The 22,059-nt window shown below is 47.4% G+C and carries 21 protein-coding genes; 11 read left to right on the forward strand and 10 right to left on the reverse strand.

Translation table 11 applies throughout. From position 1 onward, the window contains the following. Positions 1-40: 40 nt before the first annotated feature. The 5 genes from RIB93_RS28645 to RIB93_RS28665 all read left to right on the forward strand — a co-directional run bounded on the left by RIB93_RS28645 (position 41) and on the right by RIB93_RS28665 (position 4,104). Positions 41-1,033, forward strand: a complete 993-nt coding sequence (locus RIB93_RS28645; RefSeq protein WP_446378074.1) for a glycosyltransferase family 2 protein — start codon at positions 41-43, stop codon at positions 1,031-1,033. A gap of 175 nt (positions 1,034-1,208) precedes the next feature. Further along, on the forward strand, positions 1,209-1,778 hold the full coding sequence (locus tag RIB93_RS28650) for a serine O-acetyltransferase (protein WP_446378076.1): 570 nt from the start codon (positions 1,209-1,211) through the stop codon (positions 1,776-1,778). Positions 1,779-1,782: 4 nt separating this feature from the next. Further along, a complete protein-coding gene (locus RIB93_RS28655) occupies positions 1,783-2,343 on the forward strand; it encodes a serine O-acetyltransferase (RefSeq protein WP_446378078.1) in 561 nt (186 codons plus the stop codon). 54 nt (positions 2,344-2,397) lie between these two features. Further along, positions 2,398-3,621 carry a glycosyltransferase family 2 protein gene (locus RIB93_RS28660; protein WP_446378080.1) on the forward strand — a complete coding sequence of 408 codons (1,224 nt, stop codon included), beginning with the start codon at positions 2,398-2,400 and terminating at the stop codon, positions 3,619-3,621. A gap of 207 nt (positions 3,622-3,828) precedes the next feature. Next, positions 3,829-4,104 (forward strand): ribbon-helix-helix domain-containing protein, encoded by a 276-nt coding sequence (locus tag RIB93_RS28665; protein WP_446378082.1) that lies wholly within the window; start codon positions 3,829-3,831, stop codon positions 4,102-4,104. A 162-nt stretch (positions 4,105-4,266) separates the two neighbouring features. Here the strand turns inward: RIB93_RS28665 and sigC are convergent, their stop codons facing one another. The 6 genes from sigC to RIB93_RS28695 form a co-directional block, all read right to left on the reverse strand. Then, positions 4,267-5,517 carry an RNA polymerase sigma factor SigC gene (gene sigC, locus RIB93_RS28670; RefSeq protein WP_446378084.1) on the reverse strand — a complete coding sequence of 417 codons (1,251 nt, stop codon included), beginning with the start codon at positions 5,515-5,517 and terminating at the stop codon, positions 4,267-4,269. Positions 5,518-6,092: 575 nt separating this feature from the next. After that, positions 6,093-6,314 carry a hypothetical protein gene (locus RIB93_RS28675; protein ID WP_446378086.1) on the reverse strand — a complete coding sequence of 74 codons (222 nt, stop codon included), beginning with the start codon at positions 6,312-6,314 and terminating at the stop codon, positions 6,093-6,095. Positions 6,315-6,508: 194 nt separating this feature from the next. Next, entirely contained in the window at positions 6,509-7,486 is a 978-nt protein-coding gene (locus RIB93_RS28680) for an NAD-dependent epimerase/dehydratase family protein (protein WP_446378088.1), read from the reverse strand. Positions 7,487-7,822: 336 nt separating this feature from the next. Next, positions 7,823-8,884, reverse strand: coding sequence for a uroporphyrinogen decarboxylase (hemE, locus tag RIB93_RS28685; protein ID WP_446378090.1), 1,062 nt, complete (start codon positions 8,882-8,884; stop codon positions 7,823-7,825). 65 nt (positions 8,885-8,949) lie between these two features. Further along, positions 8,950-9,993 (reverse strand): S66 peptidase family protein, encoded by a 1,044-nt coding sequence (locus RIB93_RS28690; protein ID WP_446378202.1) that lies wholly within the window; start codon positions 9,991-9,993, stop codon positions 8,950-8,952. Positions 9,994-10,454: 461 nt separating this feature from the next. Next, positions 10,455-10,925, reverse strand: a complete 471-nt coding sequence (locus RIB93_RS28695) for a tetratricopeptide repeat protein (RefSeq protein ID WP_446378092.1) — start codon at positions 10,923-10,925, stop codon at positions 10,455-10,457. A gap of 325 nt (positions 10,926-11,250) precedes the next feature. On the opposite strand from RIB93_RS28695, the gene RIB93_RS28700 reads away from it, so the two are divergent. After that, positions 11,251-12,237, forward strand: coding sequence for a hypothetical protein (locus tag RIB93_RS28700; RefSeq protein ID WP_446378094.1), 987 nt, complete (start codon positions 11,251-11,253; stop codon positions 12,235-12,237). Between the two features lie 227 nt (positions 12,238-12,464). Here the strand turns inward: RIB93_RS28700 and RIB93_RS28705 are convergent, their stop codons facing one another. Together RIB93_RS28705 and RIB93_RS28710 are read right to left on the reverse strand one after the other, a co-directional pair. Beyond that, complete coding sequence (locus RIB93_RS28705; RefSeq protein WP_446378096.1) at positions 12,465-13,664, reverse strand: homocysteine biosynthesis protein; 1,200 nt, start codon at positions 13,662-13,664, stop codon at positions 12,465-12,467. Positions 13,665-13,718: 54 nt separating this feature from the next. Continuing rightward, positions 13,719-14,879: an AI-2E family transporter gene (locus RIB93_RS28710; RefSeq protein ID WP_446378098.1), complete on the reverse strand. Its 1,161-nt coding sequence runs from the start codon at positions 14,877-14,879 to the stop codon at positions 13,719-13,721. A 366-nt stretch (positions 14,880-15,245) separates the two neighbouring features. Between RIB93_RS28710 and RIB93_RS28715 the strand changes: the two genes are divergently transcribed. The 5 genes from RIB93_RS28715 to RIB93_RS28735 all read left to right on the forward strand — a co-directional run bounded on the left by RIB93_RS28715 (position 15,246) and on the right by RIB93_RS28735 (position 19,627). Continuing rightward, positions 15,246-15,581, forward strand: coding sequence for a hypothetical protein (locus tag RIB93_RS28715; RefSeq protein ID WP_446378100.1), 336 nt, complete (start codon positions 15,246-15,248; stop codon positions 15,579-15,581). Between the two features lie 248 nt (positions 15,582-15,829). Continuing rightward, positions 15,830-17,359 carry a photosystem II chlorophyll-binding protein CP47 gene (gene psbB, locus RIB93_RS28720; protein ID WP_446378102.1) on the forward strand — a complete coding sequence of 510 codons (1,530 nt, stop codon included), beginning with the start codon at positions 15,830-15,832 and terminating at the stop codon, positions 17,357-17,359. Positions 17,360-17,515: 156 nt separating this feature from the next. Beyond that, positions 17,516-17,611 carry a photosystem II reaction center protein T gene (locus RIB93_RS28725; protein WP_063712032.1) on the forward strand — a complete coding sequence of 32 codons (96 nt, stop codon included), beginning with the start codon at positions 17,516-17,518 and terminating at the stop codon, positions 17,609-17,611. Between the two features lie 212 nt (positions 17,612-17,823). Beyond that, complete coding sequence (nrdR, locus tag RIB93_RS28730; RefSeq protein WP_446378104.1) at positions 17,824-18,396, forward strand: transcriptional regulator NrdR; 573 nt, start codon at positions 17,824-17,826, stop codon at positions 18,394-18,396. 259 nt (positions 18,397-18,655) lie between these two features. Continuing rightward, positions 18,656-19,627, forward strand: coding sequence for a 30S ribosomal protein S1 (locus tag RIB93_RS28735; RefSeq protein WP_446378106.1), 972 nt, complete (start codon positions 18,656-18,658; stop codon positions 19,625-19,627). A 73-nt stretch (positions 19,628-19,700) separates the two neighbouring features. Here the strand turns inward: RIB93_RS28735 and RIB93_RS28740 are convergent, their stop codons facing one another. Then, positions 19,701-20,858: a glycosyltransferase family 4 protein gene (locus RIB93_RS28740; RefSeq protein ID WP_446378108.1), complete on the reverse strand. Its 1,158-nt coding sequence runs from the start codon at positions 20,856-20,858 to the stop codon at positions 19,701-19,703. Between the two features lie 26 nt (positions 20,859-20,884). Beyond that, complete coding sequence (locus tag RIB93_RS28745; protein WP_446378110.1) at positions 20,885-22,051, reverse strand: glycosyltransferase family 4 protein; 1,167 nt, start codon at positions 22,049-22,051, stop codon at positions 20,885-20,887. Positions 22,052-22,059: the final 8 nt, after the last annotated feature.

Genomic DNA, 22,059 nt, shown 5'->3' on the forward strand with positions numbered 1-22,059 from the left:
AAGGAATTGGAGGAGACTATAATAATTAGGAACTATCCTTATGCCTAATACAACTCAACCCAACCCCCCCTATCCTCTACTTATAGTTATCCTCAACTACCGCACCCCCGGTATGACCATCGACTGCCTCCGTTCCCTAGTCGATGAAGTCCCATCCTTAGCTGGTACTCGTGTTGTCGTTACTGACAACGCCTCTGGCGACGGTTCAGTCGAGCAAATCATCACCGCCATAGAAACCGAAGACTGGAGTGATTGGGCATCCGTTATGCCATTAGACCACAACGGCGGTTACGCTTTCGGCAACAATGCCGCCATTCGTCCAGCCCTAGAGTCCACTAATCCCCCTCCCTACATCCTACTCCTAAACCCCGACACGATCGCACGCCCCCATGCCATCAAAACCTTAGTCAACTTCATGAATGAACATCCCGACGTGGGAATCGCCGGAAGTCGCTTAGAAGATCCCGATGGTACTCCCCAGCGTTCAGCCTTTCGCTTCCATACAGCCTTTAGTGAACTCGACAATGGCTTGCGTCTGGGTGTGGTATCGAAACTCCTCGAACAATGGGTGGTTGCCCCTCCGGTTCCCGAAGCCGCCTGTCAAACTGATTGGGTAGCCGGTGCCAGCATGATTGTGCGTCGCGAAGTCTTTGAACAGGTGGGCTTACTCGACGAAGACTACTTTATGTACTACGAAGAAATGGACTTTTGCCTACAGGCAAAAAAAGCAGGGTGGAGTTGCTGGTATGTGCCTGAGAGTCGGGTTGTCCACCTGGTTGGGCAAAGTTCGGGCGTCACGGATACAAAACGCCCACCCAAGCGCCGCCCCCAATACTGGTTTGATTCCCGGCGACGGTATTTTATCAAAAATTACGGTTGGCTGTACGCCTCCTGCGCTGATATCTTCTGGGCTTCAGGTTTTACCCTGTGGCGCTTGCGCCGGGTGATTCAACGTAAACCCGATAACGATCCACCCCAACTCCTGGGAGATTTCCTTCGCAATAGCGTGTTCCTCAAAGGCGGTGTATCATAGCGATAAAACTTGTCGTGTTTAAGTCAACTTCAGCGATGGCGATTGGAAATCGCGACTAGACAAACAAAGTCCGCCTACGCGGACTAATAACGAAAAACTAGAGGTGTGGAAACCCGCGCAGGCGGGTTTAGTTTGTGTAGCTGCGGTTTAAACCGCTCAGTTAACAAGAAAAACTATGGTCACGCAACCAGAGATACAATCTAATATAGAGGAATCAGTCCCTGAAAATTTCGGACTCTGGCAACAAATCAAAGAAGACTGGATTGCCCACGATCGCGACTGGACTCGACCAGGATTCCGCGCCGTTGCGATTCAGCGCTTTGGCGTCTGGCGAATGCAAATTCAACCCAAACTCCTACGAGCGCCATTTAGCATTCTCTACCGAGCATTGTATCGCAAAATCCGCAATACCTACGGCATAGAATTACCCTATAGCGTTCAACTGGGTCGCCGTGTAATCATCGAACATCAACATGGGATTGTGATTCACGGAGATTGTACAATTGGCGATGATTGTATTATCCGGCAAGGCGTTACCCTAGGCAATCGCTACGTGGATCATCCATTCGATGCCCCAAAACTAGGGAATCGCGTTAACGTTGGTGCAGGTGCGAAAATCTTTGGTAACCTAACTATCGGCGATGATGCTAATATTGGCGCTAACGCCGTCGTGCTTTGTGACGTGCCAGCAGGCGCAACAGCCGTGGGCGTACCTGCTAAGATTGTAAAATCCCGAAAGCCTTAGGACAATGGTTAAATCCGTCACTGTCCCCAACATTTCTGCAACAGAACCCGATTGGAGTCGCGAACAACTGCGCCAATGGTGGGACCCAAGCCGCCAACTCCTCAAATCTATCCGTGCGTATCAAAAGTGGTATGCAAAGGGAGGACTTATTGGAGGATTACTGCGCCGGATTAACGTCCTCCAGCACCGCTTTTGGAGTGTTGTCACGGGCGCTGATATCCCACTAAACTGCCAAATTGAAGGGGGACTACTCCTGCCTCATCCCAATGGAGTTGTCATTCATCCCAAGGCTTCGATTGGACCCAATTGCCTAATTATGCAACAGGTCACAATAAGTAAGGATATCAAAATCGGCGGTCATGTTGATATCGGTGCGGGCGCGAGAATCTTTTACGAGGCTAAGGTCGGTAACCATGCCAAAATAGGGGCTAACGCCGTCGTACTTTGTGACGTACCCGCAGGCGCAACAGCCGTTGGCGTACCTGCCAGAATTATTACCCATTCTCAGTCGGAAACTCAGCAAAATTCTGACTGGGACACCCCGATTTCCCAAACCACTTCCTAGCGATCGCACTCTCCCTAATCCCCAGAGTTCCAGACACAGCGAGGTTTCCGGGTCATGTTTACCAATCAGCCATGGCTTATTATCGTGGAAATAGTCCTATTCGCGATCGCACTCTCCCTTCTTGTCCCCATCGGGATGCTGTTTATCGAGTGTTTCGCCGCCCTCTTCCCACCGCGTCAACAACCAGAAGCAGCCCCAGCCTCCCATCCCCGCATCACCGTGTTAATTCCCGCCCACAATGAAGCCTCTGGAATTAGCACGACCCTAAAAACAATAGTACCCCAGCTAACCGACCGAGACCGATTGGTGGTTATTGCCGATAATTGTACCGATGAAACCGCCGAGATCGCACGTCAACTAGGCGCAACGGTAATCGAACGCCAGGATACAGAACGCCAAGGGAAAGGATACGCCCTAGACTACGGGATAAAGTACCTTTCTACCGACCCACCGGATATCGTGGTACTCGTGGATGCTGACTGTATCGTACATGAAAGCGCGATCGCGAAACTTGCTCAACGCGCCAACACATCCAAAAGACCCACCCAAGCCATTTACCTGTTAGAACAACCCCCCAACCCTACACCCAAAGATACCATTTCCGCCCTATCGGTGCGGGTGAAAAACTTAGTTCGTCCCCGTGGATTAAATCGCCTAGGATTTCCCTGTTTATTGATGGGGACAGGGATGGCGTTTCCTTGGTCAGTTATCAGTCAAGCGCCCCTAGCAAGTAATAATATAGTCGAGGATATGCAGCTTGGCATTGATTTAGCCATAGCCGGACATTCTCCCCTATTCTGTTTAGACGCTAGAGTCACCGGATGTCTCCCCCAGCAGCAGGAAGCCGCGAAAACTCAACGCACCCGATGGGAACATGGACATTTACAAACCTTACTCACCCAAGTTCCTAGACTTCTTAGCCAGTCTGTGATTCAGCGACGGGTTGATTTGTTCGCGATCGCCCTTGATTTAGTTGTACCACCCCTTTCCCTGTTAGTCATGATTTGGGTAGCAGCTATGGGAGGAACGTTACTAGCAGCCGTTGTGGGAGTGTCCTGGATACCAGCGACTTTTGTAGGACTAGAAGGACTATTAATTCTACTATCAATTATTGGGGCATGGGCTAAGTTTTGCCGTGAGGATATACCTGTACAAACACTTTTAACTGTACCCTTTTATATTTTGTGGAAGATTCCCCTATATTTCGCGTTTCTAGTCAAACCGGAGAATAAGTGGATTAGAACAGAACGAGATGCAGTGGATGTTCCAGAATCTTGATGGTTTCTCAATCTACTATTGTAGAGACGTTGCATGCAACGTCTCTACCTCCGGATGTCTTCCTCAGGAGTAAGCTGTTCGGCATTTAAATAATGTCAATAATGGCGAAATCCTCGTAGTGCGTTTAGCGAAGCCATGCCGCAGGCTTTGCATCTTGCTCGCTACCTATTCCTTAGTAAAAAATATCAAGATATAGGACAAAAGTCAATGAATGTATCTTTAACTCCCGAACTAGAACAGTTTATTCAACGTCAGGTTAATACGGGAAAATACAATTCACCAGAGGAAGTAATTATTAAAGGTATCCAGTTATTAGCTATTATAGAACGTTTCTATCAAGAAAGCGTTAAAGTCTTACAACCAACAAAACCCAAAACGGAATGGATGCCTGGTTTTTTTGAAGAAGTGATTGGAGGTTGGGTAGGAGAACCTTTAGTCCGCGAACCGCAGGGAGAGTATGAGACAAGGGAGACGCTATTTTGACCTACCTGCTTGATACGAATGTTTGTATTCGCTTGTTAAATAATACAAGTCCAGCGGTTACGACACGCCTAGCAGCAGAAAAACCTGACACCATTTATTGGTGTACTGTCGTACATGTAGAGACGTTGCATGCAACGTCTCTACAATGTGTGGGGAAATCCCCTAACTCAACGCTTCCAGATAATCCCGCACCCGATTCCGCCGCTTGGGTTGGCGCAATTTCTGCAACGCCTTCGCCTCAATTTGCCGTACCCGTTCGCGAGACAGTTCCAGCGCCCGCCCAATCTCAGCTAAGGAGTAGGGATGTCCATCCCCCAAACCAAACCGCATACAAATCACATCCCGTTCGCGACTGGTTAAATCAGCTAGGAGTTGCTGTAAATCCCGCTGTAACGCCTCGCGCATCAATACGTCTTCTGGAGATGTTTCCTCGGTTTCCAGTAAATCACCCAGTTCCGTATCCTTCTCCTTCCCAACTTTAATCTCTAAGGAAACCGATCGCGGAACTCGCATCAGCACTTCCCGTACCTGGGGCGCATCCATTTCCAACTCTTTGGCAATATCCTCAATCGTGGCGGTGCGCCCTTGTTCCTGAGAAATCTTCCGCTGGGCTTTCTTAATCTTGTTCAGCTTTTCGGTAATATGAACCGGTAAGCGAATTGTCCGGCTTTGAGTGGCGATCGCGCGAGTAATTCCCTGACGAATCCACCAATAGGCATAGGTACTAAACCGATACCCCTTCGTCGGATCAAACTTCTCAACTGCCCGTTCTAATCCCAGAGTCCCTTCTTGAATCAAATCCAGCAGTTCTAACCCGCGATTTTGATACTTCTTCGCCACCGACACCACCAGGCGTAGGTTGGCTTTAATCATGTGTTCCTTCGCCTGCAACCCTTGGGCTTGAACTTGTTCGAGTTCCTTAACCGTCAGTTCGGCTAACTCCGCCCAGCGCTGTTTCCCTTTTACTAAACTTGGCTTCAGGGTAGCCACCTCCACCCCAGCGGTTGTCGCCCAGCGTTCTAAAGAGGGACGATGACCTAACTGCGAGGCTAAACGGTCATGGGTTTCGATTAAATGAACGAAATGCTCAATAACGGGTTCCTCTGGTGTGGCGAACTTCGCTCGTAAGTCCAATAATCGCATATAGCGCTGAACTTTTTGGGCTTCTGAGACTTCTTCATCTCGTCTCAATAAACGAACCCGACCGATTTCCTGAAGATATAGCCGCACCAAATCTGTGGTGCGGCGGTTGGCACTTTTAGCAAAGCTAGTCGTGTCGATATCCTCTTCTATATCTGGATCAACGAATTCATCCACAGAATTGTCGCTATCGCTGTGGGTATCCTGCAAATCCAAGCTGTAGGTAGGCTGGTCGTGGTCGAATTCAGTGTCGGCAAAAGGAGTGGCTGGCATAGTGATCTCTTAGATTACGACCGATAACGACACTTGATCGAAGTGTGTCATCACTTATTATTAGAATTCCCACCCTTGATGACCGGATAACAGCGTTTTCGTTTTTCTCACCGCGAAGGGTTACCTGTTTTTCCAGGAAACCCTTACTGAGATTTACTGCTAACGCATCGCCCCAGTTTCCGTTTTTACAGAATTCTCCGCATTTTGGGCTTAAATTCTGTCTCAGGTTAGATAACTGGGCTTCTCCTCTAGCAGATAGTATACGCGATACCCTCTTGGGGAATGAGTGACCTTTGTCAAAGGCTGTATTAATCTACATCACCCACCGGACGGATTCCTGAAAGATTATTGAGATTTGTTTAGGAAACCGTTTGTTGACGGGGGTATCGCCTGCGAAACCTGGATGGAGAGCAGGGGTTCATACTGCTAATTCCATCTCTTTCTATTCCATTGTATAGAAGAATGAATAGGTAGTAGGTAACAATTTACATTTTGAACAGTTTGTCGGGTGTCGGGTGTTGGGTGTGGGGAGAAACCAAAGTCCTTGAAATTCCCTCCCCTTGGCAAGGGGAGGGTTAGGGAGGGGTTAGATCAAGGTATCGCTTTTTTGAGTTTAAGTTGATAAAGATGCATGTCGGTAAAGATCGCACGTCAGTCATCCGTGCCAATTTAAGCCATAACCCTTGCCAATTAGGGTTTCGAGCCGTTCGACATAAACTAATCGTGTTGCTTCTCCCTAAGCCATAGCAATAGACACATCGATTAGGACGTTCGGCACCATTGTAGAGACGTTGCATGCAACGTCTCTACATAAATGATGTGTCCTAACAGCCATGGCGGTTGCTATTCTACAGGAGAAAGAGCAATCCGCAAGAGCATTCTCTGGCTTCCCCTGCTTCCCCCGCTTCCCCCGCTTCCCCTGCTTCCCCTGCTTCCCCTGCTTCCCCTGCTTTTAGCGCTTAAGTTGACACCAATGCACGTCGGTGCGCCCCTACGGAAGACCACTGATTTTCAACACGTCACTCAGGGTGGCACAGTACGTCGGTAAACCGAATGTATCGGGATTCACTGGGTTTTGATAACTAAAATGGCGATAATTGAGGCAAAATCGATCCCACGCCGCCATCTGAATCCGAAATAAGATAATTAATAGATTCGCTAGTCCAATCGATAAGGGGACGCGAACATAAGTTTTTTTCCCTAAATACGCACAGACTTCTTCTACCGCCTGGTTAACAGTGAGGCGCGGATTTCCTAAGACTAAACGATTTGTCGATAATATTTCACCCGTTTTAGTGGTCAACTCCTGACTCGGAGGATGATCAACCAGATAACATATTACTTGAGCAATATCCTGGGCGTGCATAAAGTGGAAACTTCCATCGGCTTTGAACCAACGAATCAAGTCCATCCATTTGACTACATCCTTAATCCCTGATGAAATATGGGAGTAAGGTTTGCGCTCATCTCCCCCCAATACCAACGTGGGAAACACTGTAGTAATTTTAGGCGCGATCGCGAGTTTTGAGAGTTGCTGTAAACAGTCGTATTTGGAACGGATATAATCGGTTCCCAGTTGACCGGCTTGTTTGAGTAATTGGTTCTGCTGATTGAGAATGCTAGCAGTGGAAAAATAAATAACTTGTTGACAACGTTGAGTGTCCAGCAAGTCCAGCAATCGCAGGGTTTTGACCACATTAATATCAAAAACTTCCTGGACTCCTCCCCAAGCCGTTGCAGCCAAAATTGCTACATCTACAGTTTTAAGCAAATCGCTAAATTGATCAATCTGCCGTAAATCAGCTTGACAAATCGTAATACCCGGACGAGCATGGTAGTCAAATCCTAATTTATCGGGATTTCTAACCAACAAATACAACTCGTGATCTGTTTGTTGAATTAAGGTTTCGGCGACATATTGACCGATGCAACCACTAGCACCGGTCATAAAGATTCGCTTGGGAGTCATTTGATTTGAGATTTCTTGATAATCCGATCCTAACTCAACTGATATTACATTATGTAAATATTAGGCTTGTAGTAAGGACATTGGTCCCTAGATTCCGTTGAGTCACATCTGGGTGATGGACGAAACGACAATACTGAAATCCTACCTCTACCTTTGGAAAGGGCGGGTTTTGAATAAACGTTATCATCAATAGCGACACGAAAACCCATAAACCCGCCCCTACAGACGCGCAATGTCCAACAGATGTAGGGGTTATCGCATTCGTGTCCCGATGTCTCGGTTTTCGGTCAACATACCAACACGAATGCTTCGCCCAATCCCCTGTTCCCCAATCTCTTACGCATGAACAGTCAGCAATTGATCAACCTGTTTCGCTGTTTCAAAGAAGAACCTGACATTATCTTCTGGAGTTCCCGGTAATACACCATGACCCAAATTAAAGATATGACCTCGGTTCCCAGCTTTACGAATTGTATCCAAAATGCGATCGCGGATAAAATCCTGTGACCCAAATAACACCCCTGGGTCCATATTCCCCTGAACGTTCATTTTATAGCCTAACCGCTGTCGCGCTTCTGCCATATCCATCGTCCAGTCTACGCTGATAATATCCACACCAGATTTACCCATACGCTCTAAGATACCCGCACTCCCACTGATGTATAAAATCAGAGGCGTATCAGGATGGGTGGCTTTCACTTGCTCAACCACGCGCTGCTGATAGGGTAAGGCAAAGGTATCGTAGTCTTGGGGACTTAGTTGACCCGCCCAGGAATCGAACAGTTGCACGACTTGGGCACCATTATCAATTTGATAGCGTACATAAACCGCGATCGCATCAGCGATTTTCCCCAAAAACTCATGCAGCATGGCGGGTTGGGAAAATGCCATCCCTTTAATAATCGAGTAATTCTTGGAACTTTTCCCCTCAATCGCATAAGCGGCTAACGTCCAAGGCGCACCGACAAAGCCTAAGACAGCAGCTTCGTTCCCGACTTCCCGGCGCAGCGCTTGTAATATCTCCCCGACAAATGTTAATTTTTCTAACTCTAAGGGATGAAGCCCGTCAATTTGTGCTTGAGAGCGAATCGGCGGATCAATAATCGGACCTTTGCTTTCAACAATATCAAAAGGAATGCCGACTCCGGGTAGAGGCGTGAGGATATCAGAAAATAGAATCACCCCATCGGGACGAAACGCCTTCCAGGGTTGGAGAGAAATTTCAATAGCAATTTCGGGAATTTCGGAGCGTTCCCGGAAACTGGGATACTTATCGCGTAAATCCCGATAGGCTTTCATATATCGACCCGCCTGTCGCATCATCCACACAGGCGGACGTTCTAATTTTTCACCACGAGCGGCTCGTAATAAATAAGGAACCTGGGTTAACCCAGCCATACTAGACCTACCCTATACAAAGTTTTCAGCGCTCTGTTAGCTTACCATTGCGGGCTGACAATTATTTATGAAGTTTTCCAACATAATGTTCCCTGATCCCCATCCAGTTCAACCTCGCCTCCCACAGGCAAAGCGGCGTTGACCCCATCGTGACCAAAGGGCAACTCGGATACAATCGGGATATCGAGATCAATTAAGCGATCGCGTAACACCTCTTCAACCGTCCAACTTGGCACATTCTGGGGGGGATGGCAGCGGCTAAACCGTCCCAAGGCAATACCTTTAACCTTTTGTAACATGCCACTCATCCGCCACTGGGTCAACAGGCGGTCAATTCGATAAGGCGCTTCCGTCACATCCTCTAACGCCAGAATTGCCCCATCTAGCGGGGGTAGAATCGGCGTACCCAGTACATGAGTTGCCACCGTCAGATTCCCTGGCAAAAGCCACCCATTAACCTTACCCCCGCCCCAACCCTTCCCGGTTAAAGGTGACAGAGGGCGTCCTTCTACACAGTCAAATAAGCGATTCAGCGACCATTCCGGTTCACTAGCTAACGTGGTTAAGACTGGAGCATGAACACTGCCAATTCCCACTCCAGCTAGACTCCACAGGAGACAGGTAATATCGGAAAAACCAATTAGCCATTTGGGACTATGGGATTTTGGCTCAAGACTCCTTTGATCAATTTGATTGACCTGTGCACCGCTGCGCCCCTGTTCCCCAAGCAGGGCGGGTTTAGTCAAGTTATCGGTTTCTGGTGTAGCGTTATCGGTCAAACCCGCCCCTACAACCTGGGGTGGTATCGGAGACATCCACGTCCAGTCTTCCAGAAGACGGGCGCTACCATAGCCGCCTCGGATACAAAGAATCCCCCGACAGTCTGGGTCATACCAAGCGGCGGTTAACTGTTGACGTCGTTGGTCATCTGTACCCGCCAGGTAACCCTCTCTAGCATCCCAATTGGCTGGCAATTCAACCCGATAACCTCGACGACGCCAAATGTCCACTCCCTGATAGAAGGCATCAACCTCTCGTAACGCCCCACTCGGAGCAATTACCCGGAGCAAATTGCCTGGTTGTAAGGGACTAGGTTGATTGATGTTCAGCAAATTGACCTCACCTGATTGTTGTGGTGTAGGACACCTTATTCGATGGATTTCCGGCTTTTGTAAAGGAACCTTAGCCCTAGATTCCGTTGGGTTGAGCGAAGGCGAAACCCAACCTACAATCTATCCCACTGTAGTGGCGTGGCACACCTTATTTGGTTGATTAGAATTGTAGGGGCACCATCCTTGCGCCCAGTTTAAACGTCAAATCTTATTCCACAATTTTAGCTGTGTCAGTCCAGTAGGGGCGCACCAACGTGCATTAGTGTCAACTTAAGCCATAACCCTTGCCCATTCTAATTTTTAGCCACCGGAGAAGGGCGGGTTTAGTTAAGTTATCAGTTTTTGCCATAAGTTATCTGTAAAACCCGCCCCTACATACCCTTCCCTAGTTCCCTTGGTTCCCCATCTCCCCCATCTCCCCCATCTTCCTCATCTCCCCCATCTTCCTCATCTTCCCCTTAACTCAACCGCGCTGTGCATTCCAGAATCAACTTTTGATTAATTAAAGAATAGGGTTGAATGTCCAACGCCCTGCGAAAGGCTGTAATTGCCGCTTGATAGTCCCCCAACGCCGCATGACACAATCCCAAACCATGCAGTGCCCCAAAATGAATGGGATTAAGTTGGATAACCTGCTGACAATCGTCTCTTGACTTTTGATACTGTTTAAGTAGGTAGTAAAGAACGGCTCGCCGATTCCACGCTTCGGCAAAATCAGGTTGCTCTCTAATAATCTGGGTCAGCAGCGCTTCAGCTTGTGCTGTTTCCCCGCCTTCTAATAACATCTGTGTCTGCCCCAGCCGTTCCATACCGGAGATGCCCTTTTGATAGAACCAGATACGCCATAGTTCTTCGGTTGCCTGCTTGCGGACGTTTTCGTCAGGGTTTTTTAGGTTCTCCAGTAAGGAATTGATGGATGATTCACTCATCTCTTGTCCTCTTTAACTATTGTGTAACGGATTACTCAGATTTATCGCCACTCCCCTATTTTCCCGCCAAAATTTGAATAGAGTGCAGATTGCTGCGAGTAAAGATTCCATAAACTTTGCGGATGTACCAGTCTTATGACTGCATTTTGTAAAATGGGCAGACTGATACTGAGTTTCCTTACGTTGTTAATTTTCGGTGGAAACATAGCTAGGAGAGTCATTCTAGCTATTGCACCACTCCAGTAAGGATGTTGAACAAACTAAAATTCAAGCAGTCAGTCCAAATCTCCCACAAGGGAATGTGTCTCCGCCGCTAGGAGGTTATATGAGTCCTTCTGTGAATCGGTCTACCGACTCACCCCAGTCTTCTGGTGAAAATCTACCAGAAGCATCCAGTGTGCAACCGCCACACTCAGCCCCACCCAATGGCAATTCTCAAAACGTGACTAACTCATCTACTACAACGGATTCAACCGGGACAATGCCATCAGATGTCCAACGACAACAACCCATTCCTCCGCCCAGTGAACCCATGCAGTACCGAGCAATCGGGCTGATTCGGGGAAAATATATGCCCTCTCAAGAGCAATTGACAAGGGGTACTCTACTGGCAGATGACGGTACCTTAATTGATGCCGTCTTACTAGGTCGGGTCATGAGTTTGGTGAAAAACCATCTCGATTTAGCTCTATCCCATCTTTGGGTCGTTTATCCTCGCACCAGACAACAAGACGGAAATTTGCACGTCCAAATTGTCGGTGTGTGGGAACCAGAAACACTCAATCAAGATCAAACGACGGCTTCAGAGTCAACCGACTCGCCACCGGAAGAGTCAACCTCTGAGCCACAAACGTCTCCAGATCATCCTCAACCTGAACCAACCGAGCAATTACCAGAAGGTTATTTTTCAATTCGGGGTCAAGTCATTTACCAGTCGCGGGAGAATGAAGACGTTATTGTCAAAATCAAGCAGTCTCCCCGCAGAGAATCAGAGAAAACCAAATTTTTCAAGCTTCAGCTCAAGGGATTGCTTGGGGAAAAGGTGATTAATCACTTTTGGGATTTGCACGTCAAACTGCATACCAATACCTTGATGATTGAGGAGGGAAATGATATTGGTATTGTTCATGCACCCAAAAGGCAATCAAATAAGTTTCGTCCACGCAAAGGGTCAAGACCGAAAAAGAGTTTTCCCCGTCGTGGTTCGGGCGAAGATCGTTCGACAACAGGAAAAAGAACCTCACCCAAGCGTTCAGAACCCTTATCCAAACCAGTTCAACGTAAGGACAAGCCAGGTAAAGATAATTCCTAAGCGGGATTCCTGATGAGGACGTGAGCTAGATTCCGCCGCCCATCCTGCGCTTCACCGATGAGGTAGAAGCAGTAGTTAGGGGCGGCTATGAGGAAGTGAAGTACCCCAACTTGCTTTGCTCTTATTTGTTTCGCGGTCACGTTAACAATAAAGTGTTAATATAACAAAGGACAAATGACAGATGACAGATGACTGCTAATCCCACGACCTCAAGTTGTGGGATTAGTTTACTCTATACTCAGTTGAGAACCCCAGCGATCCTGAGGCAGAAAGGAACGATCCATGGGAATTGATGCCACGGGTTCGGTGAGAGTAAACTCTCCCCGTTCAATCCATTGCTTTAATTCCAAAGCAACTTGCCGTGAACGAAATACACTTGCCAAAGGTGCTGTCCGCACAGAGTTGCCGTCAATAGTAATGCGCCCCTGTTTTAGCTGGGCGTAACTGACTAATCCGAAGGTGGGACGAACGCGACGGGGAATCGAGAAATCAACCACTGGGGCGACAATATCCTGATCCGACACAGCACAATGCTGAACCACCTCTTCACTCAAGACAGGTAAAGGCACACCAACGCCCAACATCAGAGACGGACCATAATTTTTAAAGTAGCAACCCCGTACCCACTTGGGATTCATCTGCTTGGCATCTCCAATTAACGCCAATGTAGCGGCTGGACCAATGGGGGTGTGATTGGGTAGGCGTTTCTGGAGGGGAAAATGTTGAGTCCCTTCCCAAGCGATATAACCAATACCCCCACCCAAGAAAATTTGCGTACCAATCCCAATCAGCTTGAGTTCGGGATCATTGAGTAGCGGGGAAATTGCTCCCGGATTGGAGTAGACTGCATTCCCTAATCTGGGCTGGAGCGGACCAAGATAAGTGTACAAGAGGCGATCGCCCCCATTGACGCCGACGATAAAATTCTGATAAAGATTGCGCGGATTGTAGAGATAGAACTGGTTAATCGTTTCGCGAGTAATTGTCGTATCACAAGAGGCTCTAGGATAACAGTCAGTCATCTGTCCAATCGCTCGTAACTGCACGGGTTTACCGGCAATCAAGTCTTCAATCACATGAGAACCACCTCGTTCTCTCGATTCCTCAATCTCCGGTAGATCCCCCATATCCGTAGAGTCCACCACTTGAGTCGCGCCTAAATACAAATCCACCGCACCAAAGCCAGCATAAGCAGGTACACCATCTAACCAACATTTACGAATCTTAATCGGGGGGTCGGTGTGACCTAAATTAATAATCGCGCCCGAGGACTCCATGGGTTCAAATGTACCTGTGGTAATCACATCGACGTTCTTAGCCGCCTGCGTAACACCGATATCGGCGACTCGCGCTTTTAATTCCTCGACCGTCCAGACGACTGCACGCCGATGGTAAATTTTGTCATTGATGTCAGCTAGGGTTCGCACGATAAAAAGTTGTTATTCGTCATTGGTCATGGTTCATTGTTGATTGTTCATGGTTCATTGGTAATCCGCTTCCCTAGCTTCCCCAGCTTCCCCAGCTCCCCCAGCTCCCCCATGTTCCTCATCCCTTACCATATCAGCAGTGGGAGAGACAGCAAACGTTGTTGCTACAGGTTGAGTATCTTTGTGACTCGGATGACGCCATTCGTCAAGAATATCGTGGACGAGAACCTCCTTGAGCCAAACGTGAGCCACTACTGTTAGGGGAAGGGCTAACAATAACCCTAAAAATCCAAAGAAGGTGACGAAAAATAACTGGGCGAGCAATGTTATAGCGGGTAGCAGGGATACCTGTTGCGCCATGACTAAAGGTGTGAGTAAATTACTTTCAACCTGCTGAATCACAATATATAGAATTAATACAGCAATGGCTTTCCAAGGCGAATCTAGCAGCGCGATCGCAATGGGTGGGATCACACTTACGACGGGTCCAAGATTGGGAATAAATGTTAAAATCCCCGCTAACGTGGCTTGTGCCAGCGCCAGGGGAATTCCCAACAGCAGTAAGCCGAAAAAACTTAACAACGAAATGACTGCCATATTAAATAGAATACCGGCTAGCCATCCTCGTAACGATTCATTACACCGCTGCAAAATTTCATCAACTCGACGCCGATAGAATGACGGAAAAAGGCGAACAAAGCTTTTTCGGTAAGGGTGAGGATCGGCAAGGAGCATCAGTGTTAATACTAGAACAAGCAAACTATTCAGGAGGACACCCAAAGCATTATTGAAAAACGTGAATCCGCCCCCTAATAACCGATTGATCAAGGGAGGAAGCTGTTGCAGTAACTGATTAATATCTGGGATGTACTGATCGAGCAATTCCGATGAAATATCTGCTTCTAATGCTTCTACCCACTCGATTAACTGTTCAATACCCAGGGAAACCAACTCAACCAGTTGTAAGAATTGCTCGGCAAAAGGAGGTACAATTATGAAGTAAAATCCAACCAAAACACATAGTAGCAGAAAAAGCGACAGCAGAACCGAAACAAATCGCTGCATTCCAGAACGCTGGAATCGTTCTACCAGAATATTCAAGGCATTGAATATCACAATTGCGGCAAATATAAGCATGAGGATCTGCCGAATTTGCCACAAAATAAAGAGTGAAATAATAAAGACAATTATGCCAATCCATTTACCCAGACTCACTGCCCAGCCTCCAAGCTACTCTAATTTAATCATGCTTGAAAATGGGAAAGCCAAGTACCTGGACACAAATTTTAAATTTTCTTATCTGAGTTAAGAATTGTAAAAATTCACCAGTCTCTTGTTCCTGTTACCTGTTCCCCTTTTCCTGTTACCTGTTTCCTTGTCCTCACGCTTAACTTTAATTGTGTCCGACTCCCTATTGGCTATTAATTTATGTCAAACCCGCCCTTATCTGCCCCATTTTCCCTGATCGAACTAATCTACCTGATCTACCGCTTCTCCCTTATCATCAATACAGACTGAAACAAAAAACAACTTTTGCCATGATGCACTAGAACACAACTTCTATAGTGTAATGTAATACAAATGTCTGTAAAGTACTTTTTTCTATCCGACGGCTGGACTGTGGGACGAGTGTGGGAGTTTGGAGGGCTTTGGAATGTCAATGCTTGGCGACGGGAACCCGAAATCATCCGCCTCAACCTTTGCATCTTGGAACAGGGGGAAAAGTTATGGCTATATCGGGTTGAGGATGCGGTACTGATGGTAGAAGTTAAACCGACACCGAATGCCTCACCCCAATCCGCAAAAACTATTGGTCAAGTTGTCCTCAAACGCTTGATGAGTGCAGAACAAGTGGTTGAGCGATTGACCACAGCGCCGAGTGTTTTGAATCTCTCCTCGGAAACGGGCGATGGATGATGAGGGAGGTTTAGAGACGTGCCATGGCGCGTCTCTACCGTCTCAAAACGTCCCCTGTGCTTGCAATCGTTTCTAACAAAAGTTACACTTCTTTAAAGTTAGACTGACCTGTCTAGCTGTTTGGAACATAGAGGATAACCGGAAAAGGTCATCCGTTCAGACTTCTAGGCGGGTAAGATCAATTTCTAATATCTTGATTCAAAAGAAGCGTCAAAGTAGAAACTCTATCTCTAGGAGGAGCGTAGTCGATGGGACTACCGTGGTATCGAGTACATACAGTCGTCCTGAATGATCCAGGGCGTCTTATTTCTGTGCATTTGATGCACACTGCCCTTGTGGCAGGCTGGGCTGGTTCGATGGCTCTATACGAACTAGCCACATTTGATCCGAGTGATCCAGTCCTCAACCCCATGTGGCGTCAAGGGATGTTCGTGATGCCGTTCATGGCGCGTTTAGGGGTAACAGAATCCTGGCGGGGTTGGAGTATTAGTGGAGAAACAGCGACAGATGTCGGCTTTTGGTCATTTGAAGGCGTCGCCGCTGCTCACATTGTTCTGGCAGGTCTGTTGTTCTTAGCCGCCTGCTGGCATTGGGTTTACTGGGATTTAGAACTGTTTAGAGATCCTCGCACGGGTGAACCGGCGCTGGATTTGCCAAAAATGTTTGGCATTCACCTGTTCTTGTCGGGTCTTCTCTGCTTTGGCTTTGGTGCGTTTCACCAGACTGGGCTGTTTGGTCCGGGAATGTGGGTGTCTGATCCCTATGGTCTAACAGGTAGTGTTCAACCTGTAGCCCCAGCCTGGGGACCAGAAGGATTTAACCCCTTTAACCCAGGCGGTATCGTTGCTCATCATATCGCGGCGGGTATTGTCGGAATTATTGCTGGGTTATTTCACTTGACGGTTCGACCCCCAGAGCGGCTGTTTAAAGCGCTGCGGATGGGGAATATCGAAACAGTACTCTCTAGCAGTATTGCCGCTGTATTCTTTGCGGCGTTCGTCGTGGCGGGTACAATGTGGTATGGTTCTGCGGCTACGCCGATTGAACTGTTTGGTCCAACCCGGTACCAATGGGATCAAGGCTATTTCCATGAAGAAATTGATCGCCGTGTGGAAATGGCAATGGCAGACGGAGCTAGCCCCTCAGAGGCGTGGAATCAGATTCCGGAGAAGCTGGCGTTCTACGACTATATCGGCAACTCTCCGGCTAAGGGCGGTTTGTTCCGCACCGGTTCTATGGACAAGGGTGATGGTATTGCTGAAGCTTGGTTAGGTCATCCAGTATTTACTGATGGCGAAGGTCGGGAATTGACGGTGCGCCGTATGCCGAACTTCTTTGAAACCTTCCCGGTTGTCTTGACTGATGCCAATGGTGTCGTTCGGGCGGACATCCCTTTCCGACGGGCTGAATCGAAATATAGCTTTGAGCAAACTGGTGTTACAGCGACATTCTACGGTGGTCTTTTGGATGGTCAAACCATTGAAGAACCCGCTGTTGTTAAGCAGTATGCCCGTAAAGCTCAACTGGGTGAACCGTTTGAATTTGATCGGGAAACCTTAAACTCCGACGGGGTATTCCGTACCAGTCCACGGGGTTGGTTCACCTTCGGTCATGCGGTATTTGCTCTGTTGTTCTTCTTTGGTCATATCTGGCATGGTTCCCGGACTCTGTTCCGAGATGTATTTGCTGGGGTTGATGCTGACCTAGAGGAACAAGTCGAATTCGGTCTGTTCCAGAAAGTGGGTGATAAAACCACTCGGAAAAAAGAAGCGGTCTAAATATTGCACTAGAGACGTGCCATGGCGCGTCTCTACCATAATCATGGAGGGCAAAAGGGCAAAAGAAAAATTAATTTTTCTTTTGCCTGTTTCGCTATTGTGGTTGACTGAGCAAGGTAAACTGGTAGTACAGCAGATAATTGGGTAAGTTGTGACATGGAAAGCCTCATTTATATCTTTGTTTTGATTGGCGCTCTAGGCGTTCTGTTTTTTGCGATCGCGTTCCGGGAACCACCTCGGATTGAAAAGTAGATCCCTGTGGCGCTGTCTTCTCTCCTGGAGAGCGCCATCGTCTCCCTGATGATTATGATTGATCGTGAATTTGATCAGCTCTCTAGGATACCCTGAGCCTACAGGAGTCTATCTGATTACTTTTGCCGACAGGGATTCGAGCAGGAGGACATTAGATAGACTCGTATCGGCTCAATTTTCTGTATTTAACCAGTCGGAAAAGACTTGCTATTATGCGATGCCCCTATTGTCAGCACACCGACAGCCGCGTTTTGGAGTCTCGTTCAACAGAAGCAGGACAAAGTGTTCGGCGTCGTCGGGAGTGTTTGCTTTGTAAACATCGCTTCACGACTTATGAACGGATTGAATTTGTGCCGATTACTGTCCTGAAGCGGGATGGTAAGCGAGAATCCTTTGACCGTTCTAAGTTATTACGGGGAATGGTGCGGGCTTGTGAGAAAACAGAAGTTTCCCAACGACGCCTAGAAGCGATAGTCGATGAGATTGAAGCTGAAGTTCAGCAGCACTATGGGCGGGATGTCACCAGTGATGAAGTGGGTGAGTTAGTCTTGCGCTACCTACGACACGAGAGTGAAGTAGCGTATGTCCGGTTTGCCTCAGTTTATCGAAAGTTTCAGGGCATTCGCGATTTTATCGAAACCCTAGAGCATCTCAGAAATAATGCTGAACGAGATAACCCAGAAATATCGCCTATACCACCCGCTATTCCAAGTGAGTCGGATGATTCAGAGACATCAGCTAACTTAGTCACTCCTGCGTCAGAGGAACAACAGCTTTTACGATAAGAGGGGCTAAACCCTGATCAGGTAACGGTTTTATCATTACCATGATTCAGTATAGCTGATTTTTATGAAATTTTGTATACTTCTCGATCTCAACAGGGCGATCCAGATTGAGTTATAATTACCTGTCTGGACTTTATTAAATATTTTAAAATAAGGTTGAGACAAAGCAATGTAGGTGTAGGTGGCACAATACCGACGTGCGAGTACATCGACAGGAGGCATAGTCATTACGGAGATTAAACAAGGAAACACAACGCACATGCTCAGTCAGAACACAAATACAATAGATATTGGCTTCACTCACGACGATTTTGCCGCCCTCCTCGACAAGTATGATTATCACTTTAGCCCTGGTGATATTGTCGCAGGTACAGTATTCAGTCTGGAGCCAAGAGGCGCTCTGATTGACATTGGTGCTAAAACCGCCGCTTATATTCCCATACAGGAGATGTCAATTAATCGGGTTGACGCTCCCGAAGAAGTATTGCAGTCAAATGAAACGCGAGAATTTTTCATCTTGACTGACGAGAATGAAGATGGACAACTCACCCTTTCCATTCGGCGTATTGAGTATATGCGGGCTTGGGAGCGGGTGCGCCAGCTTCAAACTGAAGATGCGACCGTTCGTTCTTTGGTTTTTGCCACAAACCGAGGTGGGGCGTTGGTTCGCATTGAAGGGCTACGGGGTTTTATTCCCGGTTCCCACATTAGCACTCGCAAACCGAAAGAAGATTTAGTCGGCGAAGAACTGCCACTAAAATTTTTAGAGGTAGACGAAGACCGAAACCGTCTGGTTCTCTCTCACCGTCGCGCTTTGGTTGAGCGCAAGATGAACCGCTTAGAAGTCGGTGAAGTGGTCGTTGGTTCGGTACGGGGTATTAAGCCTTACGGTGCGTTCATTGATATTGGTGGTGTGAGCGGATTGCTACACATTTCAGAAATTTCTCATGATCATATTGACACGCCTCATAGTGTGTTTAATGTCAATGATGAATTGAAAGTGATGATCATTGACTTGGATGCCGAACGCGGTCGGATTTCGCTGTCAACGAAACAGTTGGAACCTGAACCGGGAGATATGATCAACAATCGGGATCAAGTCTACGATAAGGCAGAAGAAATGGCTCAGAAATATCGGGAGAAGATGCGGGCACAACAGGAAGGCGTTAATCCTGAATCTTCAGAAGAGGGGATTGAAGAAGAAGAGTTTGTGTCAGCGACGGAAGAGTAATTCTGGCGTCAGGGCAGGTTTATCTATCCAATAATTTTTGGGGTTTGAACAGAGGGTAAATCCCTCTTTTTTTTTAAAGATAGTTTTGCAGGACTTCAAGCGTTTTCTGTCCAGTTTTTGCCCAGCTGAATTGACGGGCGCGTTGAAGTCCGAGGGTGCTAAGGCGCGATCGCAGTTGGCTGTCGGTGGCGATAGAATGCATGGCTGCTGAGAGTTCCAGGGTGTTGTAAGGGTTCACTAGGATAGCTGCATCACCAGATACTTCCGGGAGGGCGGAGAGGTTGGAGGTGATTACCGGAGTCCCACACGCCATGGCTTCTAGCACCGGGAGTCCAAAGCCTTCCCAGAGACTGGGGAAGATAAGTGCGATCGCGTTGTTGAGAAGTATGGGTAGTTGGTTGTAGGGAACATAGTTGAGGAATTTCACTTGATGGCTTAAGCCGAGGTGGTTGGCTTGGGCTTGCAGCTTAGGGGTGTAGCGTCGATCACTTGACCCGGCGATCCACAGTTCATAGTCGCCGCAGTTAGGCAAATTAGCAAAGGCGTTGATCAGTCGGTGTAGGTTTTTATAGGGGTCATGGCGTCCGATGTAGAGGAAATAGGGGTTATAGTTAGCTGAAGGTGCTTGATTGGGCTTGTTTTGAAACGCAGAGGGACGCAGAGGTTGGCGCAGAGGGGCGCAGAGGGGGTGAAAGTGGTTAGCGTCGTAAGCTAGAGGAATGGGTGTGATTTTGGTGGCGGGGATGTGGTAAAAGTCGGTAATGTCTCTGGCGGTGGCGGTGGAGTTACAGAGGATGTGTTGGGCTTGGGTGAGGACTTGGGGAATATAGTAACGGAAGTAGGGGGTGAGGGGAGAGTTAGGTTTGGGAAAGCGGAGTGGGATTAGGTCATGAACCATTACCACGTAGCGACAATGGGTATTAAGGGGGGCTTCGGGGATAGGAGAAAAGAGGAGGGGAGAGTTTAAGCTGTAGTAGAGGCGGGGAAGTTGGAGTTGAGTCCATAACAGGCGACGGAAGTGACCTTTTGTTCCGTGGGCGGGGCTGAGATTGGCGGGAACAGGGTAGTCGATAAAGTCAGAGGTGAGGGGAAAGTGGTTTGACGCGAGGGGTGAAATCAGTAGGGTAGGATTCAGGGGTTTTAAGTAGGGGAATAGGTTGGCAGCATAGGTGGCGATGCCAGTGGGTTGAGAAAATAGAATAGAGAGGTTGACTAACAGGGGAGAAGACAAGGTTAAATAATTGATTGAAGAATTGATTAACTGAGTAGAGATTTATAGGCGTTGAGGGTTTCCTTCGCCGTTCTTTCCCAAGAAAATAGTTTAGCTCTTGCTTTGCCTTTTTGAATTAAGTCCTGGCGGAGTTGAGAGTCACTGATGATTTTTAAGATAGCCTCAGCTAACTCCATGGGGTCGTTGGGATCAATGAGAATAGCCGCATCTCCAGCGACTTCAGGTAGAGAGGAGGTATTGGAGGTAACCACAGGGGCGCCTAGAGTCATGGCTTCGAGAACCGGAAGACCAAATCCTTCGTAGTGGGAGGGATAGACAAAAACATCAGCGTTAGAGTAGAACAAGGCAACATGTTCATCACAGAGGTAGTCAAGATGATGGATATGGTGATTCCAGGGAGAGTTCTCAATGGCGGCAAATATCGGTTGATAATGCCACCCTTTTCTACCAATTAAGACTAAGTGATGCTCTAGTTTAAGGTTTTGTTTGAGTAAGTTAAATGCATTAATTAAGGTTTGGATATTTTTTCGGGGTTCTATGGTACTCACAAACAGAAGGTAAGGTGGTGAAAAGTCATAGTCAATGGATTCCATTACCTGATCCCTAAGATTGTTTTTCAAGTAACCTGATGAATAGCGGCTCGCCAGGGGAGTTACATAAATCTGTTGATGATTGACTCCTAAATAGTTGACAATATCGCGTTTAGAGCTTTCGGAAATCGTGAGAATTAAGTCAGTCCACTGTAAGTATCTCTTAATTCTTTTTTTATAGGTGGCAACCGTGGCATCAATATACTCAGGATATTTAATAAAGCTTAAATCATAAATATTAATAAGTCTCCGGCTGTTTTTACAGGGATATACTGAATAATTGGTTCCCTGTACTATATCAGGTGAACCCAAGCAATTCTCAAAATACTGGGAAACCGCAACGTTAAATGGAAGAGATAATATAAGATTTGAGACTCTAACGGGTATAGGAATTAAGTAAAGAGGAGAAACTTGTTGTAGAGAGTATGGAAGAGAGAAACAACCACGCAGCAAATTTTTGAAGCCCGGTTGGTAAGCAATGCCTAGTTGAAAATTTTCCTGGACTTGTAGCTTGAGTAGGGATTCGATTAAATTTAATACGTAAAGACCCACTCCACTAGGATTGGGTTGAACAGGAGTGGCATCAATGACAATTTTTAGCATGAATTAAA

The organism is Coleofasciculus sp. D1-CHI-01 (assembly GCF_040218875.1).
GTDB lineage: Bacteria > Cyanobacteriota > Cyanobacteriia > Cyanobacteriales > Coleofasciculaceae > Coleofasciculus.